Genomic DNA, 16,256 nt, shown 5'->3' with positions numbered 1-16,256 from the left:
CTAGCAACTAGCTTGGCAGAGTAAATGAGGGGGGAGTTCATCATTTTCCGATGTGCCGATAGCAGCGCCATCTTGTGAGTAATAAGGCGCAAAGCAACGCACAATTGTCAGAACAGAACTACTTTGAATACCTGAGCAGCATCTTGCTGAACCCCTACGAACAAAGTCTTGTTGGGGTCAGTAAACACATAACCTACGTCTCTGTTTCTGATCCGAATCAGCCTATTATCATGATCTACGATCTCGAAATACCACATTTCGAGGTCTTCCGGATTGCTCGATGCTGAACAATCTTCATTCCAGTAATGGACCGTATTGATATATCCATTCGGCTGCCAAGCATAGTAGCCGCAAATGTCGGATGTCTGCTTGATCCAATATCCATGTACATCACCCGTGTAAGACCCCCATTCTAGGCTCCAGCTCGTTGTGCCCAGAACGCCTCGTGCAGAAAGCTCATAGCGGCCTGTATCGCCCGGTCCTCCTGGCTCCACATAATATGCAGACACCGGCTGGCCATCTAGGGTGAATCCTATTTGACCTGTGTACGTTCCCTGTACCAATGCGTCGAGGTTGTCCATCGAATCTCCTTCTTCGAAACAGTTCAGCTTAGTTTGCGGTAGGCAAAGCTACGATGTGTCCGTTGAAACCGCAGGAGAGGTATGGCACGAATTGTAGCAAATGCCTTTTCACTTCTGGGGTGAAAACTGGATGACATTGCCAAGAGCGTAGAAAACTTGGAGACATGCATGGGTTGGTGGAGTTTAATTTCCGGCCTACCTTACCGTCTGGATTGCTATGCCGCCTTGGGCACATTTTGGGCACAAACGAAAATGCCGCTCGTAAGCGGCACAATCTAAAGCCGGATATTTGGTGCCGGGAGGGGGGGTCGAACCCCCACGAGGTTGCCCTCGGCGGATTTTGAGTCCCCGGTTCCGGTGCGCGGCGGGCGGCGTGGGAGCCTCGTGATCGCAATCCTGGCTGTTTTCGTGCTCGGCGCGGGCGTGATGGCTCCGTGGGCCATTCACAAACTTGAGAATGGGGGCGCCACCTGGACCGATCCGCAAACCGGCCTTATCTGGGCGCGCCGGGATAACGGACAGGAGGTGAGCCGCCAGCAGGCTATCGATTATTGCCGCACTCTCGATTACGCCGGTTACAAAGACTGGCGCCTGCCGACCATTGCGGAGGCGCAGACGCTTTACGATCCCGGCCTCAGCAATGCCGGAACCTGGGGCCTGGGCGGGGTCAATCCCCGGCCCGTGTACTGGCATGTGAAAGGAAAGATCGTCCTGACGGGCGGCGCGCAGGCCAGCGATTTGACCTTCGACGGGCTGCGCGAACAGAGCTACGATTTCAGCTATGGCCGCAGAAATGAAGACTCGCCGGATTTCCGCTCGGACCATCGCGCATTGTGCGTCCGGCGATAACAAACAGACGTGATTTCAGTTATGCGACCCCGAAGGCTCCTTTACGGCGCACAATAGCACATGCGACGAGGTCAGGAGCGGATGCAGCCAGTTTCCGTCCTGCTTCGCGCCGCTTTCATGGGCCGGCATCAGCCAGATCTTGTCTGCCCAGGCCGCCAGTTGCGCGTAGGAGTCATACACGCTGTAGGAGTAATACAGGCCGTCGCCTTCCGAGATGCTGTACATCTTTCCTTTGGTCTGAACGTACCGCGCCGCATTCCAGAGATTCGCCTTGTAGAGCGCCAGCTTGACCAGGCGCGCCATCGGACTTCCCTGCCCGAAACGGTTGCAATCGGAGAGAAATACCGCCTTCCGCGCAACCCGCATCATCTCTGCGATCACCTTTTCCGGCTGCGGCACATGGTGCAGAACTCCGCACTCCAGCACGGCGTCCACCGATCCATCCGCAAAAGGCAGGCTCAAACCGCTTCCCTGAAGAATTGCACCCCTGGGCACGCCGCGGCGCACACCGGCTTCAATCAGCTCCGCCACTGGCTCAACGCCCTTGACGCTCTTTCCGCGAGAGGCAAGAAACTCCACTCCTCTACCCGTGCCCGCGCCCACATCCAGAAACGTCTCCAGTTGATACAGGCTGCTGACGGCATCGATAAACGCAAGCGATACGTTATGCTCATGCCCTTCCATAGAGTTATGCATCGCATCGTATCGGTTGGCTGTCTGCCTGTAATAAGCAGCCTGGATCGCCTCCGCGCCATTGTTGCTCTCCAGTTCCTGTGACTCGGCCGGCTCGACGCTGACCGGCGCAGCGCCAGACACAACATCCTGTTGCAAGACAGCCGCTTTACGCGACATGGAACCTCCCGATGCAGAAGCTCTTATGGAACTTATGTTGACTCTACAGGATACGAAATTATGTGTATTCCTGCGTTCCGCTTTGTGAATACCTATGCAATTCATTGCAAGAAATTTGCAAACCGCAGCCGCCTGCGCAAAAGCACAACGGCCATCCCTGTGAGATGGCCGTTGTGCTTTATAAGTTTTTCGGGAACTCAGTTATTGCGTGGCTCCTGCCGCGCTTCATCACCGCGCGAAAGCACTTCCAGCACCACCGGAGCCAGTCCCGCATTGGTCATCGCCAGCTTTTCCGCCGCCGCATGAGAGAGGTCCAGGATTCTTCCGGCGGCCAGCGCGCCGCGGTCTGTAATCCGCACAATTACGCTGCGGCCGTTGCGCAGGTTCTTCACCTTCACCACCGAACCGAAAGGCAGCGTCGGATGGCAGGCCGTCATCTTGGTCTCGTCGAAGGTTTCTCCATTCGCCATTGTCTGGCCGTCGAAGCCGCCACCATACCAGCTCGCAATTCCGCGCAGGAGAGCCTTGCGCTGCTCGGCGAATGTTAGCTTCGGCTTTGCAACTGCCGGCTTGTGCAATGCATACCCGGCAGGAGCCGGCGCAGCCACAGGCTTTGGCAGAACAACCTTGGCATGCACCGGAATCAGCCAGACGTTCACCGCCGCGGCGGTCAGCACAATTGCGGTCACACCTGCCAGAAGCCAAATTCGGAGCGGAGTCATCAGATTGGGAGTTTCTGATCTACGTCGAATTTCCATCAGATCATTTTATCGAAAATTGAGTGTAAAGACACCCCCTGGCAACCCCAAACTGTCCGTTTCCGGCCAAAATGCCAATCCCATATCGGCAAACTATTCACATCACTTGAGTTATTTCGTTACTTTTGGGGCGATTTTTTTGCTCTGGACGCCGGTGTTTTCTCTTTTTCATCGCCTGAAACGACCTCATGAAAAACCAGTTCGGCCCGCAGCCGGCGAAACCTTCCCCCTCCGCGCAGCGTCCTCATCAACGAAATAGAAAGAGGATCTTCCATGCAAGCCTTTCGCCCCGGCTCTCACATTGCTCCTAAAATCCTGCTCGCCGCAGCCTGCCTCACCGCAACACTTGCTTCCGCACAAGCCCCGGCCGCGCCGCATGCTCCCATCCCGCCTGCCATCCTCGCCGCCCGAAAACTCTTCATCGCAAATGGAGGAGCCGATGCCGGTCTCTTTCCCAGTCCCTTCAGCGGAAGCACCTCCCACGGCTACGATCAGTTCTATTCCGCTTTCCGTGGCATGAGCCAGTATGACCTCGTTTCCAATCCATCAGAAGCCGATCTCGTCCTTGAGTTCCAGATCCAAGCCCCGCTCGGTCCCGCCAACGCCGACAAGTCAAAGGGCGCGGCCGATCCGCTGCCCACGGTCTCCGTAAAAATCTACGATCGTCCCAGCCATTACGTCCTCTGGGCATTCTCCGAGGAAGTGGACATCGCGTTCCTGCAGAAGACTCACGACCGCAATCTCGACGATGCCATCGCGCGGCTCGCGCAGGATTTTCAGAGCCTGACCCGGCCTCAATCCACCACCCCGCCTACCACGCCTTAGCGGCTCCCCGCCGCATTCACTCGCTCCACCGACAAACCTGCGCACACACGTCCACTCAGCCGCAGTGCAGCCGGTCCATTGCCGCGCCCCTCCAACAAATGGCGGTTGACAACCCGGCATGCGAACGCGAAACATGCAAGGTAAGGCGATCTTTAAGTAGTGTCTCAGTTTGAGGAAACTGCCTCAGGGGCTAAAGCCCAATTTCATTTTTATGGCCGTTTCGGCACGACTAAAGCCGTGCCCTGTAACAAAGCAATTCAAATTGAGACACTGCCGAATCTTCCCAATTTTCGTTTCAGGCGCGTTTCTTACACGCTTTTACCGGCACGCACAAGGCAACATTGATCAGGCTCCGCACAATTCCTTCCGTCCTGCTTGGCGTCATGCTCGCAAGCTCTTACGCGCAGAAACCTTCTTCGCCCCCAGCCCAGCGAAACAACGTCAGCCCCATGCAGCGCCATTACGAAGCGGCCTACCGGCTGCAGGAGCAGGGCGATCTTGTCCACGCCGACGCAGAGCATACCGCTTTTCTCATCGAGGCTCTCCAAGGCGTCGCCACCGGCTACGCAAACACCGGCGACTTTGCCCACGCCTCCCCGGTCTACGACGAAGTTCTATCCTTCGCACCGAGCGATTTCACAATTCGCGTCAACTACGCCCGCGCCGCCCTTGACGCCATCGATCCTGGGAAAGCTCTGGAACTCATTCAGCCTCTTCTTGCCGCTGGCTCTGCCCCGCTCACCCGGATACAGCAAGCGCAGGCGCAGAAGATCGTCGCCGAGGCGCTCTATGCGGACGGCCATTTTCAGCCCGCGCTGAATGGCTTGCTTGCGGTCGCCTATTCCGATCCCAGCTACGAGAACACCTATTCGCTCGCCGCAACCACGGTCGCCATTCGCGGCGACATCGCGGGAAAACCCATCTTTGCTTCACTGCTCAAAACCTACGGCGATTCAGCCCGCCATCGCATGGATATAGGCCGCATCTATGGACAGACCAATTATGCGGACGACGCAGTAGAGGAGTTCAAGCGCGCTCTGGCTCTCGACCCTTCTCTCCCCGGCGCGCATTACTCGCTGGGCGCAGCCTACATGAGCGGAAACTCTCCCCCTGAACTGGCCGAAAAGGAATTTCGCAAGGAACTCGCCCTCAATCCCAACGATTCTCTTTCCTACCAGCAGCTTGGCCGCATAGCGCTTGCGCGCAACGACGACCATGAAGCCGAGCTTGATTTCCACCGTGCCATCGACCTTGCTCCCAACAACGTATCCAACTACATGATCCTCGCGTCACTCTATTACGATCACCTCAAACGCCCGCAGGAAGCCGAAGCCGCCTTCCGCCACGCCATCGAGCTGACATTGAACCCCGCGCGCAACAACTGGGAGATTCAGCGCGCCCACTATATTCTCGGACGCATTCTCGCCGCACGCGGCGATCAGGCAGGAGCTGAGCGCGAATTCACCATCTCGCAGTCCATGCTCGAACGCAAGAGCAAGCAGGACCAGCGAATCTCAGGCCTTGAAGTAACCGCCGATCCGCTGGCGAAGACCCGCATCGCTTCCACGCAGGACACTGCCGCATTCCAGGAGTTTTTGCAGCATCTCACGCCGCTCATCGCCGGCAGCTACAACAACCTCGGCGTCCACGCCGCCGTGGCTGGAAAATTTGATATAGCCGCGAAGCAGTTCGGCCTCGCCGCCCAGTGGAATCCATCGCTCCCCGGCATTGACCGCAACTGGGCCCGCGCCGCCTTCGCCGCACACGACTGTTCCCAGGCCATTACGCCGCTGCGCCGCGCGGCACAACAAAACCCATCCGACGCGGAGATCAACTCCATGCTTGCCGCCTGCGCAACCCCTTGAGATATTGATTGACAGTCCCGATTTCCGGGCGAGAAACTTCCCCGTCTTTGTTTGCCAACGTCATTCGCAAGTTGAAACCAAATGCACCACAAGTTGAAAACAAATGCACAACAAGAGTTCCATGTGGGTTCGTTCTCTACTGCCCGCATTGCTAGGCGTCCCGTTCCTAAGCTGTTATGGGCAACAGCCATATTCACCGCCGGGCCCGGCAGATGCGGCCAGCCGCATGCAGCAACACTACGAGCAGGCCTACCGCATGCAGGATCAGGGCGATCTGGCCCAGGCCGATGCGGAGCATACCGCTTTTTTGCTCGCCGCGCTTGAAAGCGTCGCCACCGGCTACGCCAACACTGGCGACTACACTCACGCCGCGCCCGTCTACGATCAGGCTCTCGCCCTGGCGCCCGCGGATATTTCGCTCACCTACGACTACGCACGCGCCGCAATCGACGGTAACGATCCGCGCAAGACGCTTGCGCTCCTCACGCCGGTGCTCGCTTCCAACGCGGCCACGCTCCCTGCGACTCAGCGGTCGCTCGCGCAGAAAATCATCGCCCATGCTCTCTACGCTCTCGGATACCAGCAGGCTTCACTCAATGCCTATCTCGCCGCAACCTACTCCGATCCCAGTTACGACAACTTGTACGCTCTGGCTGTCGCCGTGCTCTCCATTCGCGGCAACAATCAGGCAAAGCCCATCTTCACCGCCGCTCTGAAAACCTACGGAGAGTCCGCACGCCATCACATGGACGTCGGCCGAGCCTACGGGCAATGCGGATATCCGGACAGCGCGGTCCCTGAATTCCAGCGCGCTCTGGAGCTCGACCCGTCTCTTCCTGTTGCGCATTACTCGCTGGGCGCCGCTTATATGGACGAAACGCATGCCAACGTCGCACTCGCAGAAAAAGAATTCCGCGAAGAGCTGGCTCTCAACCCCGACGACGCTCTCTCCTATCAGCAGCTCGGTCTCATCGCTCAGGGACGCGGTGACGACAAGGAGGCTGAATTCGATTTGCGGCGCGCCACCGAGCTGGCTCCCGGCAACTCCTCAAACTTTCTCTATCTTGGTTCCCTCTACTTTCATCTCAACCGTCCGCAGGATGCCGAGCCGGCCTTCCGTCGAGCCATCGAGCTCACCGCCAATCCCGAGCACAACTTCTGGGAGATTCAGCGCGCACACTACCAGCTTGGGCGCATTCTCTCCGCCAAAGGCAATCAGGACGAGGCCGCCCGCGAGCTCGCTATCTCGCAATCTCTGCTGGACCGCAGCAGAAAGCAGCAGGAGCAGCGCATCGCAGGCCTCGAAGTAGATCCCGACCGGCTCACAAAAACCCGCATCGCCTCACCGCAGGACACCGCTGCATTCCAGGAGTTTTTGCAGCATCTCACGCCGCTCATCGCAGGCAGCTACAACAACCTCGGCGTTCACGCTGCCATGGCGGGAAAATTTGAGACTGCCGCAAAGCAATTCGGCCTCGCCGCCCAGTGGAATCCATCGCTCCCCGGCGTGGATCGCAACTGGGCCCGCGCAGCCTTTGCAGCGCACGACTGTTCCCAGGCCATTACGCCGTTGCGCCGCGCGGCACAGCAAAACCCATCCGACGCGGAGATCCATTCCATGCTTGCGGCATGCCAAAAATCAGCCGGCCCATAGCCTACCGCTTCTTGTCGCCCGCTACCTTTGCATCCTTCGGCTGCTCCGTCTCCACTTTGAAGCGCTGATAGCCGTATACCTTCTCCGTAAAGTGCTGCCGCATGTTTTTGAGCAGCAGCACGCGGGCCTGCACCATCGCCTCGCCGCCCGTAGGCAGCCAAAGACCGTCCTCCACCGGCGCCTGATCGAAGTGAAAGGTCGTTCCCTTCTGGATATTCGCCAGCAGGCCGCCGGCTACATGAAAGTTGTCGGCGAACAGAACCTCAAGATGCGCCACCTGCCGGTCAGCCTCGTCAATCCAGATTGTCCCCTTCAGCTTCTTGGAAGCGTCCTCCACCATTCCGTGCGTCTTCGCATCCTTGCGGCCCACAAAATCAAAGACAATCGCCGGCCTGCCGCGATACATCTCGCGGCGCGGCGCGCTCACATCCATAATCTCCAACATGTGGCTGATGCTTACCGTCTGCCCTTCGAGGGGCTGGTCGGGCGGAGTCTTCTGCGCCTTCTCCACCAGCCTGGTGATGCGTTCGGTCTCTTTTTTCTCTTCGTTCGCGCTCAGCGCCTGGCCGTCCTTCTTGACCGCGCGTTCAATCGCATGACCATTCACGAAGAAGTCTTCATTCTCCGTCGATTCGGTCTTGGTGACCTTGCCATTGGCGTCCAGGTCCTGCGTGGTCTGCAGCGAGGTATAGGTGTAGTTCTCGCGCACTTTATCCAACTGCTTCTGGTGCTCGGCCACCTCGCGCATCAACTGGTGCACATCCGGCAGCGGCGCGCCGGCCTGTGCGGCAAGTAAACCGGCGCTCAAAACAGATCCAGCGAAAGCTACGGCAAATCGTCTCATCGGCATCCAGGTATCCGCCAAAGGCTGCATTCAGAATAGACGCTTGCCATCCGCTGAACTTCAGTTAAGATTAGCTTCCAGGAGAAAGTGCCCGCTATGTTGAGACTTCTTATTCACTGGCTGCTGAGCGCCATCGCCCTCATCATCACCGCAGAGCTGGTTCCTGGCTTTCATGTCAACAGTTTCACCGCCGCGCTCATAGCCGCGCTGGTCATCGGGCTGCTCAACGCCACCCTCGGCCTTGTGCTGAAGATCATCACGTTTCCCATCAGCATCCTCACCCTGGGCCTGTTCCTGCTGGTGATCAACGGCCTGATGATCCTGGCCGCATCGCACATCGTGCGCGGATTCCACGTCACCGGACTGTTGCCGGCCTTCATTGGCGCCATCATTCTTGCGCTTCTGGGAATGCTGATCCGGGCCATCCTGAAAGAAGCCTGACAGTACCAACAGGCGAAGGACTTCCCTGGCTAGTTCTTGCTTTCCTTCGTCGCGGCAGGCTCCAGCGAGCGGTCTTTGCTCGCTGGAGTACCTGATCCCTGATCCCTGATCCCTGATTCCTGCTTCTTCAGCACCGGCCCATTCAGCGTGTTGGGCGTGTGCATCGCGCCCGCATTCGAGAAACCGCCCGCCGGCCGCACGCGCACCGGCGCCGCAACCGCGCTTCCACCCGATACCGGCGCAGTCGCGGAGATCCACCACGCTCCGCCCACCACCACACCGACAATTGCCGCTGCCGCCGCTCCACGCAGCCAGTCGAAACCCTGCCGCGCAGCCGCCGGCCATTCCAGCACGCGCCCACTGCCACGCGAAGCGCCGGTATGCAGCCCATCCCGCACCCGCTCCGACAGGCCCTCCGGCGCAGGAAGGCTGGCAATCAGCCGCAACGTCCTGTCTGCCTCACCCTGAAAACCAGCCTGCAGCTCTTTCCTATCCGATTTGTTCATCGCCCACTCCCTGGCCGCTCAAGTCTCGTTTTCCCCAGCAGCTCCGCCATCAGGTTTCGCGCCCGAAATAGCCGCGACCGCACGCTCGATTCCGTGATCCCCAGAACCGCCGCAATTTCCACGCTCGATAGCTCGTCAAATGCCGACAAAACCAGCACCTCGCGCTCCTTGCCCGGCAAAGTCTCGACCAGTGCAAGCACATGGCCGTGATGCTGCGCCGCTGCCGCGCGCTCTTCCGCGCTCAACCCGCTCGCCGGCAGCACTCGCTCCAGCTCTGCCACATCGTCCGTCTCAGGGCGCGTCTTGGCCCGGCGCTTTCTGTCCAGCACAATGTTCCATACAATCCGGATCAGCCACACGCGATGGTCGCGCACCTCGCTCAGCGTATCCCGGTGCCGCAGCACGCGCAGAAACGCCTCCTGCACCGCATCCTCGGCATCTTCGGCATTCCGCAGCACGGAGTACGCAACGCGATAAAGCGTGGACGCATACTGCTCCACCATTGCGGCAAGCGCCTTTTCGCCCAAAATCTCTTTTGAGCCCTGCTCGTTCGTCTCGTCGCCCACGGCGCTCCCGGTCGTTCCCGCCCACGTTGGCAGAAATGCTGGTCCCATTGTCAGGCCGGCGCTGCTCATAAACACTTGACGCAGAAGCCCGCATACCTGCTCACAACATGCCTGAAAACGCGAAAAGGACCGCCCTCAGGCAGTCCTTCCGATTCTAATCAAAGTCCTTAGCTGTTTTTGCTTTTCTGATTCCTGATCTCTGACCCCTGATCCCTGTTTTTCTTACTGACCCGCCAGCTTCTGCCCCGCCAGCGAACCCGCCATACCGTCCTTGTCGCCGTCTTTGATCTTCGCCCACAGCGCGCGCGCCTGATCCTTCTTGCCCTCAGCCACATATACGTCCGCCAATGCCAACTGCGCCACCGGAGCCGTCACCGTCGTGGAAGGCTTGGCGATCAGCTCGTTGTACAGGTCAATTGCCTGGCTGTCGCGGCCCGTCTGATGGTAAAGAGCCGCCAGCGCCAGCTTGGCCAGGTTCGCCGTGTTCTTATCCCACGCCCCCGCGGCGGTCTTCAGCTCTGTCTCCGCGGAACCCGTCTGGCTCAGCTCCTGGAACGTGATTCCAGCAAAGTAATGCGCCTTTGCGCCTACCGGCAGGTAGCCATACTGCCTGGCCACATCTGTAAACTTCTGGTTCGCAGCCTTTGAACGCTCAGCCGCGGTGTTATAAAACCCCGTCTGCGCAGGCACTCCCGGCATGTTCAGCGGGGCCGAGTAGGCATCCATCGCCGCGCCCAGAGCATTCTCCGCGGCGTTTGTCTGCACGCTCCAGAAAACCAGCGCTCCAATCACAACCACCAGCGCGACAACAGCGATTGTCACCCAGCGCACCACGCTGGAGCGGTGCTCGCCAACCCAGCTCACGCCAGTGGCGGTAGCCTGGGCAAATTTATCTTGTTTCAGCGCATGACGGGTCTGTGTATCCACGGTCGGTTTCTATCTTTTCCTTCGTTGGATTCGGTGCAGGCGGGTCTAACAACGCGGTAGGCACTGCCAATGCAACCTGTTTAGTCTATCAGTGTGCAAAGACCCCAGTCCACCATCCTGGAAGACTGTTAAGCTAATTCCATGTACGAAGACTTCCACGTATCCGACCGCTGGACGGGCGAAGACCTGCACTGCCGCTGGAAGGCCAACATCGTCGCCATCGCCACGCGCCATGCCGACGCCATTGACATTCGCTTCGATGTCAACGACCGCCCCATGTGGATCGCCATGCCCGCCACCGCCTGGGTGGAGCAGAAGAAGCGCACCGGCAAAGTCATCACCGATCAGCTAGCCGCGCAGATCGGCGGCCGCTACCTCAAGCAGATCATCGGAGAAGGCTACGACTCCCGCCGCGAGATCTACACCATGACCGTCGAAGAAGTCCTCGCGCATCTTGACGCCGTAGTCGATGAAGCGAAATCCGCCGGCGACATTCCGCAGCTCCCTGTCGGCATCAACGCATAGCAACAGAACCGCGGTACTCTGCCGGCAGCTCTCCCCTCAGCTGCTTATCCATGTATCGAAATAGATGGGCGATTTCGAAGCCTTCGAATCCGGTATATTCACAATCGGTATTCCCTGGGCCCTCGCACTGGCCTTCATCACCCGCCTCAGGTCTCCGTTCGCGTCCATATCCAGAAACTCCTTCGCCACGGTTCCCTCCACGGTCTTCAGAAAGATCCCGGACGGCGCAATCGACCTCGCCCCATTTCCCGGCGTCGTCCCCAGCACCGCTATCTCATTGTGCCCGGCCTGTGTCGCCCCGATAATCTGAGCTGGCGCATCCAGTGGCTTGCTGTAGTAGGCCGCAAGTCCTTCCAGAAAATCGGCAATCTTCGCACCCCGGTCCCCCGGATCCCGTATCTGTGCCAGGTCAACTCCGCGCGCAATCGACGTATTCGGCGCCGACGAGGCATCCCGCGGCCACGCAGCCACAATATTCTGCTTCGGCACCGACATAATATAGCCGAATGGAGAATGCCGATAGGTGCTCGTCTTCCCCGGTTCGATAATCGAACAGCACAGCACCTCCGACCGCAGATAATCCGGCTTCTGAAAATAAAGCTCCGCAACCTTGAACTTTCCGCCCGTCACGAAAGCTCCGCGCCCCTGTTGCTGCTGATAAGCAGTCTTCCCCGCATCCGTATAGTCAAAGTCCACAATCATCGCATGAATCAGATAACGAAAATTCGATGGGCTGTGCGCCTTCGGGTTCGTAAACGCGCCCAGGTCCCATTGGTTCCTGGAATTCGAGGCCATCCCCGTCATAATCGCATTCAAAATATCCTTGCCATTCATCGCGTTCAACAGCATCGTCTTGATGTCTTGCGTCGACGCGGTTTTGAGCGGCAGCAGCATTGCGTTAAGATCCTGTGGGGTTGGAGCGTTATACATTCCCGGAAGCACATGGTCCGCGCCCACCCTCCACATAAGCCAGCCGCGCGCCGCCGTCACCCACTCCGTCACATACGCATACGTCGCCAGGTTGGTATCCGCCAGCTTCATGCAAGCCACAATGGCGGCCGTGTCGTTGTCATCGGCAAGACTACTGAGCTTGGTTTTAAACTGTGAAGCCGCCGGCGGATCCACAGTCTTCAGAAACTCGATCCCGTTATCCCATATCTTCTTGTCCGCAGCAGATAAGGCCATCGCTGACTCCTTTCAACATCGCGCTTAAAGTAACCCTGCGCCCGTTCGTTCCCTGCGCAGGCCAAATGCCCTTGCATCTCGAATGCAAGGAGTCCCATTCTTCTCGAAGATTTTTGTTCTGGATCGGGGAAAGAAATCGTACACATCCGCTGAAATGAGTGGAATACATTGAATACGCGGACCCAGCAAGCATAGCCGCAACGCCGCCCCATTTCAAGGCCTAACCGCCCCACGCCGGGTGCCCCATCCATGCGGCGCAGTTTGCCGCATGGGTGGGATACATACAGCCTTTTACAGTCTTCGCCTTTTATCTATAACCCTTGTCCCTGGTCCCTCTGTCCCTTTTCCCTACTCTATTCATGCCGCAACGCTTCCATCGGCTCCACGCCCGCTGCGCGACCAGCCGGAATCCAGCTCGCCAGCACTGCCACGCCCAGCATGACTGCCACAGCGCAGCCCAGCGTCACCGGGTCATACGGCGCAATTCCGAACAGCATCGACTTGACCAGCCGCACCAGCCCGATGGCACCGGCAACGCCCGCAACCAGACCAGTCGCCGTAATCCACGTGCTCTCGCGCAGAATCATCCCGCGAATCTGCCCGCGCTCCGCGCCTAGCGCCAGCCGAATGCCAATCTCGTTTGTCCGCTGCGAGACCGTGTACGCCATAATTCCGTAGATTCCGACGGAAGCCAGCAGCAACGCCATTACGCCGAACCCCGCCGTCAGCGTCGCCAGCGCCCGCTCCATCTGCATCGTGGCGTCAATCTGCTCGCGCTCCGTGCGAATGTCAATCATTGGCAGATCAGGATCGATCCCCTGAATAATCCTCTGGATCGCGGGCACCAGCGCAGCCGCGGAAGTATGCGTGCGAACTTGGTACGTCATCCCGCCCACACCCGTCTGCTGCACATAGGGCAGATAAAACACCGGCGGCGGCTCATCCTTCAACTGCGCATAGCGCGTATTCGCGCAGATGCCCACAATCTGAATCCATTCGCCCTTCGGCGGGTCATCCGTGCGAAAGCGCTTGCCGATCGCGCTCCCGTTCGGAAACCGCTTCTTCGCCAGCGCCTCATTGATCACCGCCACCTTGACCGAGCCGGCCGTGTCCTGCGCGCCAAAGGCTCGCCCCGCAATGATCGGAATCCGCATCGTGTGGAAGTAATCGTTGCCCACCGCATTCACATCTTCCGGCGGATTCTTGCGGTCCGCCGGCTTATCCTCGGTCACAAAGTCCGAGTTCGATATGTTGTCGGCCGCAAGCGGCTGCCACGCGGGCGCCTCCGACTCCACGCCCGGCAAAGCAGCAATCTTTTGCTCCAGTTGCTGATGCAACTGCACATCCTTCCCGTCCGTATAGCGAATCGCCGGCGGCTGAATGTCAAACATCAGCACGTGGTTGGGATCGAAGCCAAGGTCCACAGAATTAAGCTGCATCACCGTGCGCAGAAAGACCCCTGCGCCAATCACCAGCACCGTCGAAAGCGCAATCTGCAGCGCCACAATTCCCTTGCCGCTCCATGCCTTACGCCGCTTAGTCGCCTGGTGTCCACTCTCTTTGAGCTGGCTGCTCACATCATTCCGTGCTGCCAGCCACGCAGGCAGCAGCCCAAAGATCGTAGCTGTGGCAAATGTCACCAGCAGCGTAAATCCAAACGCGAGCCAGTCAAACGGAATCGCGACCTCGGTGGTCTCCCACGGATTCACTATCAGTTGCGGCAGCAGGTTACGGCCCGCAATGCTCAGGATCAATCCGCCCACGCCGCCCAGCGCGGCCAGCAGCAGGCTCTCCGTAAATAGCTGCCGCACAATCCGCCCGCGCCGCGCGCCCATCGCCATGCGGACGTTCATCTCCCGCTGCCTCCGCGCCCCGCGCGCCAGCAAAAGGTTCGCCACATTCACGCACGCCAGCAGCAATAACAGAGCTGAAAATGCAAACAGCACATAGATGGGATTTGAGAGCGCCTCATCCATCATGTGCAGCCCGCGGCTTCCATCTACCAGTTGCAATTTAGGCAGTGTCTCGCCGGGCTTCGGCTTCACTACAGCACGCAGCGCAGCCTCATACTTCGCACTCAGAGCTGCCTGGGCCGCATCATCCTTCACCCCTGGCCTAGTCCGCGCCACCACGCTTACCCACCACATCTCGGGGTCTGTTAGTAGCGATGCCTTACCTTTCGGATCAAGCACCGGCTGCATCGTAAACGGCACAAACAAATCCGGCGATTCCATCGCTCCCTTTACGCCCGTAAACCCGCGCGGATTTACACCGATAATCGTCATCGGCTGCTGATTCACACGCACTATCTGGCCCAGCACTGCCGGTGAGCGCCCATACTTCCGCGTCCATAGACCATCACTGATCACCGCAACCGTCCCCGCACCTGGCTGCACATCATCCGATGGCCCAATCGGCCTGCCCAACTGCACCCGCACCTGCATCTGCTCGTAGAAATTCCCCGAAACCATGACCACATCGGCCCGCTGTGCATCCCCGTGCGCTGTGACATTCATGCTGTCTTCTTTGAACGCCACCAGATCGCCAAGCTCGTTGTTCTCAGCTCTCAGTTGTTGGTACATAGGATAGGGAAAAATCGGCCCGGTCATTCCATGCCCTTCAGGCGCTGACCCGTACGTTGGCCCGAACTCACCCCATAAGCTCATGCCTATCGACTTCCCATCCGTAGTCCACCTGAAAATCCGCAGCTCTTCCGGATGCGGAACCGTCACGCGCCCAAATAGCAACTGCTTTCCCACAGCAAAGATTGTCGAATTGGCGCCAATCGCCAGCGCCAGCGATCCAGCCGCAATCAACGTAAATCCCGGGCTCTTCCGCAGCAGCCGCAACGCATAGCGCAGATCGCTCACCAGCTCATCGAACCACTTCAACCCTAGCGAAGCCCGCATCTCTTCCTTCTGCATTAGCATCGGTCCCAGCTCCACGCGCGCCTGCCGCGCCGCATCTTCTCTCGTCATCCCCGCGCGCATCAGGTCCTCAGTGCGTTGAGCCACATGCTCAGCAAGCTCAGCCTCCATCTCCGCCTCAAGCCTGCTCCGCTTCGTCATCGCCCGCATCCACGACTTCAGTTCCGAAATCATCCACGCACCCTCACGATCATCCTTCGTCCTTCGGCCTTACTCATGCCGCAACGCTTTGATAGGCTCCACGCCAGCCGCGCGCTGTGCCGGAATCCAACTCGCAGCCAATGCCACAACCACAAGCAGCAGCGCGGCAATGCCCAGCGTTACCGGGTCCCACGGCTTCAGCCCAAACAGCATGGATGCAATCAACCGCCCCATCGCCAGCGCAGCGCCCAATCCCGCAACCACGCCTATTAGCGCCATCCACCACGCCTCTCGCAGCACCATACGCTGCACGCGGCCCGGCTGCGCTCCCAGGTAAATCCCTATGCAAGCCAGGATCAGCGCCAGCGCTCCAAAGCCGCTGGTAAGCGAAGCAAAGATGCGTTCTTCCCTCGTCGTATCGTCAATCTGTTCCTGCTGCGTGCGCACATCCAGCAGTGGAACGTCCTTATCTACCGACGCAACGGCGTTGCGCAGCGCCGGCACAATGGCCGCAGGCTTCATGCGCGTGGAAATCTCATACGTCATGCTCTGCTTGCCGTTCAACTGCTGCCGGTATGGCATATAAAAAGTGACCGGAGGATCATCGCTAAGGCTGTCATACTTGGCGTCGCCGCAAATACCCACAATCGTCATGTGCTGATCGCCATGCTTGAAAGTCCTGCCAATGGGATTGATGTTCGATGGAAAGAACTCGCGTGCCAATCTCTGATTCACTACAGCCACCGGTGACGATGTCTCTGTATCGGTGCTGCTGAAAGCACGTCCCGCCACGATTGGAATGCCCATCGT

At 58.8% G+C, this 16,256-nt stretch carries 16 protein-coding genes and 1 tRNA gene; 6 read left to right on the top strand and 11 right to left on the bottom strand.

Annotated elements, in window-relative coordinates; genetic code table 11:
• Positions 1-107: 107 nt before the first annotated feature.
• Together ABSG47_RS16265 and ABSG47_RS16260 are read right to left on the bottom strand one after the other, a co-directional pair.
• A complete protein-coding gene (locus tag ABSG47_RS16265; RefSeq protein WP_424170751.1) occupies positions 108-581 on the bottom strand; it encodes a hypothetical protein in 474 nt (157 codons plus the stop codon).
• Between the two features lie 290 nt (positions 582-871).
• Positions 872-982: transfer RNA gene (locus ABSG47_RS16260), tRNA-Leu, on the bottom strand.
• Here ABSG47_RS16260 and ABSG47_RS16255 point away from each other — a divergent pair.
• Positions 966-1,430 carry an Lcl C-terminal domain-containing protein gene (locus tag ABSG47_RS16255; protein WP_424170750.1) on the top strand — a complete coding sequence of 155 codons (465 nt, stop codon included), beginning with the start codon at positions 966-968 and terminating at the stop codon, positions 1,428-1,430. The two genes, ABSG47_RS16260 and ABSG47_RS16255, sit on opposite strands and share 17 nt — an antisense overlap.
• A 15-nt stretch (positions 1,431-1,445) precedes the next feature.
• Here ABSG47_RS16255 and ABSG47_RS16250 read toward each other — a convergent pair whose 3' ends face one another.
• Positions 1,446-2,282 (bottom strand): class I SAM-dependent methyltransferase, encoded by an 837-nt coding sequence (locus ABSG47_RS16250; protein ID WP_424170749.1) that lies wholly within the window; start codon positions 2,280-2,282, stop codon positions 1,446-1,448.
• 197 nt (positions 2,283-2,479) lie between these two features.
• Positions 2,480-3,004: a septal ring lytic transglycosylase RlpA family protein gene (locus ABSG47_RS16245; protein WP_424170748.1), complete on the bottom strand. Its 525-nt coding sequence runs from the start codon at positions 3,002-3,004 to the stop codon at positions 2,480-2,482.
• A gap of 309 nt (positions 3,005-3,313) precedes the next feature.
• Between ABSG47_RS16245 and ABSG47_RS16240 the strand changes: the two genes are divergently transcribed.
• The 3 genes from ABSG47_RS16240 (at position 3,314) to ABSG47_RS16230 (ending at position 7,384) form a co-directional block, all read left to right on the top strand.
• On the top strand, positions 3,314-3,865 hold the full coding sequence (locus ABSG47_RS16240; protein WP_424170747.1) for a hypothetical protein: 552 nt from the start codon (positions 3,314-3,316) through the stop codon (positions 3,863-3,865).
• A gap of 341 nt (positions 3,866-4,206) precedes the next feature.
• Positions 4,207-5,730, top strand: a complete 1,524-nt coding sequence (locus ABSG47_RS16235) for a tetratricopeptide repeat protein (RefSeq protein WP_424170746.1) — start codon at positions 4,207-4,209, stop codon at positions 5,728-5,730.
• A gap of 226 nt (positions 5,731-5,956) precedes the next feature.
• Positions 5,957-7,384: a tetratricopeptide repeat protein gene (locus ABSG47_RS16230; protein ID WP_424170745.1), complete on the top strand. Its 1,428-nt coding sequence runs from the start codon at positions 5,957-5,959 to the stop codon at positions 7,382-7,384.
• A gap of 1 nt (position 7,385) precedes the next feature.
• Here the strand turns inward: ABSG47_RS16230 and ABSG47_RS16225 are convergent, their stop codons facing one another.
• Positions 7,386-8,192 (bottom strand): hypothetical protein, encoded by an 807-nt coding sequence (locus ABSG47_RS16225; protein WP_424170744.1) that lies wholly within the window; start codon positions 8,190-8,192, stop codon positions 7,386-7,388.
• 132 nt (positions 8,193-8,324) lie between these two features.
• Here ABSG47_RS16225 and ABSG47_RS16220 point away from each other — a divergent pair, with 132 nt between their 5' ends.
• The gene (locus tag ABSG47_RS16220) at positions 8,325-8,669 is read left to right on the top strand and encodes a phage holin family protein (RefSeq protein ID WP_424170743.1); all 345 of its coding nucleotides are present in this window, start codon (positions 8,325-8,327) and stop codon (positions 8,667-8,669) included.
• A gap of 29 nt (positions 8,670-8,698) precedes the next feature.
• Here the strand turns inward: ABSG47_RS16220 and ABSG47_RS16215 are convergent, their stop codons facing one another.
• The 3 genes from ABSG47_RS16215 to ABSG47_RS16205 all read right to left on the bottom strand — a co-directional run bounded on the left by ABSG47_RS16215 (position 8,699) and on the right by ABSG47_RS16205 (position 10,668).
• Complete coding sequence (locus tag ABSG47_RS16215; RefSeq protein WP_424170742.1) at positions 8,699-9,175, bottom strand: hypothetical protein; 477 nt, start codon at positions 9,173-9,175, stop codon at positions 8,699-8,701.
• On the bottom strand, positions 9,172-9,789 hold the full coding sequence (locus ABSG47_RS16210; protein WP_424170741.1) for an RNA polymerase sigma factor: 618 nt from the start codon (positions 9,787-9,789) through the stop codon (positions 9,172-9,174). Before ABSG47_RS16210 ends, ABSG47_RS16215 begins: the two co-directional genes overlap by 4 nt.
• A 174-nt stretch (positions 9,790-9,963) precedes the next feature.
• Complete coding sequence (locus ABSG47_RS16205; protein WP_424170740.1) at positions 9,964-10,668, bottom strand: tetratricopeptide repeat protein; 705 nt, start codon at positions 10,666-10,668, stop codon at positions 9,964-9,966.
• A gap of 141 nt (positions 10,669-10,809) precedes the next feature.
• Between ABSG47_RS16205 and ABSG47_RS16200 the strand changes: the two genes are divergently transcribed.
• Positions 10,810-11,193: a hypothetical protein gene (locus tag ABSG47_RS16200; RefSeq protein ID WP_424170739.1), complete on the top strand. Its 384-nt coding sequence runs from the start codon at positions 10,810-10,812 to the stop codon at positions 11,191-11,193.
• A 36-nt stretch (positions 11,194-11,229) separates the two neighbouring features.
• On the opposite strand, the gene ABSG47_RS16195 is transcribed toward ABSG47_RS16200, so the two are convergent.
• The 3 genes from ABSG47_RS16195 to ABSG47_RS16185 all read right to left on the bottom strand — a co-directional run.
• The gene (locus ABSG47_RS16195; protein WP_424170738.1) at positions 11,230-12,378 is read right to left on the bottom strand and encodes a hypothetical protein; all 1,149 of its coding nucleotides are present in this window, start codon (positions 12,376-12,378) and stop codon (positions 11,230-11,232) included.
• Between the two features lie 353 nt (positions 12,379-12,731).
• On the bottom strand, positions 12,732-15,479 hold the full coding sequence (locus ABSG47_RS16190) for an ABC transporter permease (protein WP_424170737.1): 2,748 nt from the start codon (positions 15,477-15,479) through the stop codon (positions 12,732-12,734).
• A 36-nt stretch (positions 15,480-15,515) separates the two neighbouring features.
• A partial coding sequence (locus ABSG47_RS16185) for an ABC transporter permease (RefSeq protein WP_424170736.1) occupies positions 15,516-16,256 on the bottom strand: 741 nt, incomplete at its 5' end.

It is taken from the genome of Occallatibacter sp. (assembly GCF_049510455.1).
In the GTDB taxonomy this organism is placed as follows: Bacteria; Acidobacteriota; Terriglobia; order Terriglobales; family Acidobacteriaceae; genus Telmatobacter.
The sequence above is the reverse complement of the archived record's forward strand: the minus strand, read 5'-3'. Positions and strand labels throughout refer to the sequence as shown.

Bases quoted from the DNA above. Each gene is read 5' to 3' on its own strand.
- ABSG47_RS16195 (WP_424170738.1), bottom strand. From the start codon at position 12,378: ATGGCCTTATCTGCTGCGGACAAGAAGATATGGGATAACGGGATCGAG.
- ABSG47_RS16265 (WP_424170751.1), bottom strand. From the start codon at position 581: ATGGACAACCTCGACGCATTGGTACAGGGAACGTACACAGGTCAAATA.
- ABSG47_RS16230 (WP_424170745.1), top strand. From the start codon at position 5,957: ATGCAGCAACACTACGAGCAGGCCTACCGCATGCAGGATCAGGGCGAT.
- ABSG47_RS16245 (WP_424170748.1), bottom strand. From the start codon at position 3,004: ATGACTCCGCTCCGAATTTGGCTTCTGGCAGGTGTGACCGCAATTGTG.
- ABSG47_RS16215 (WP_424170742.1), bottom strand. From the start codon at position 9,175: ATGAACAAATCGGATAGGAAAGAGCTGCAGGCTGGTTTTCAGGGTGAG.
- ABSG47_RS16190 (WP_424170737.1), bottom strand. From the start codon at position 15,479: ATGATTTCGGAACTGAAGTCGTGGATGCGGGCGATGACGAAGCGGAGC.
- ABSG47_RS16240 (WP_424170747.1), top strand. From the start codon at position 3,314: ATGCAAGCCTTTCGCCCCGGCTCTCACATTGCTCCTAAAATCCTGCTC.
- ABSG47_RS16210 (WP_424170741.1), bottom strand. From the start codon at position 9,789: ATGGGACCAGCATTTCTGCCAACGTGGGCGGGAACGACCGGGAGCGCC.
- ABSG47_RS16250 (WP_424170749.1), bottom strand. From the start codon at position 2,282: ATGTCGCGTAAAGCGGCTGTCTTGCAACAGGATGTTGTGTCTGGCGCT.
- ABSG47_RS16200 (WP_424170739.1), top strand. From the start codon at position 10,810: ATGTACGAAGACTTCCACGTATCCGACCGCTGGACGGGCGAAGACCTG.
- ABSG47_RS16220 (WP_424170743.1), top strand. From the start codon at position 8,325: ATGTTGAGACTTCTTATTCACTGGCTGCTGAGCGCCATCGCCCTCATC.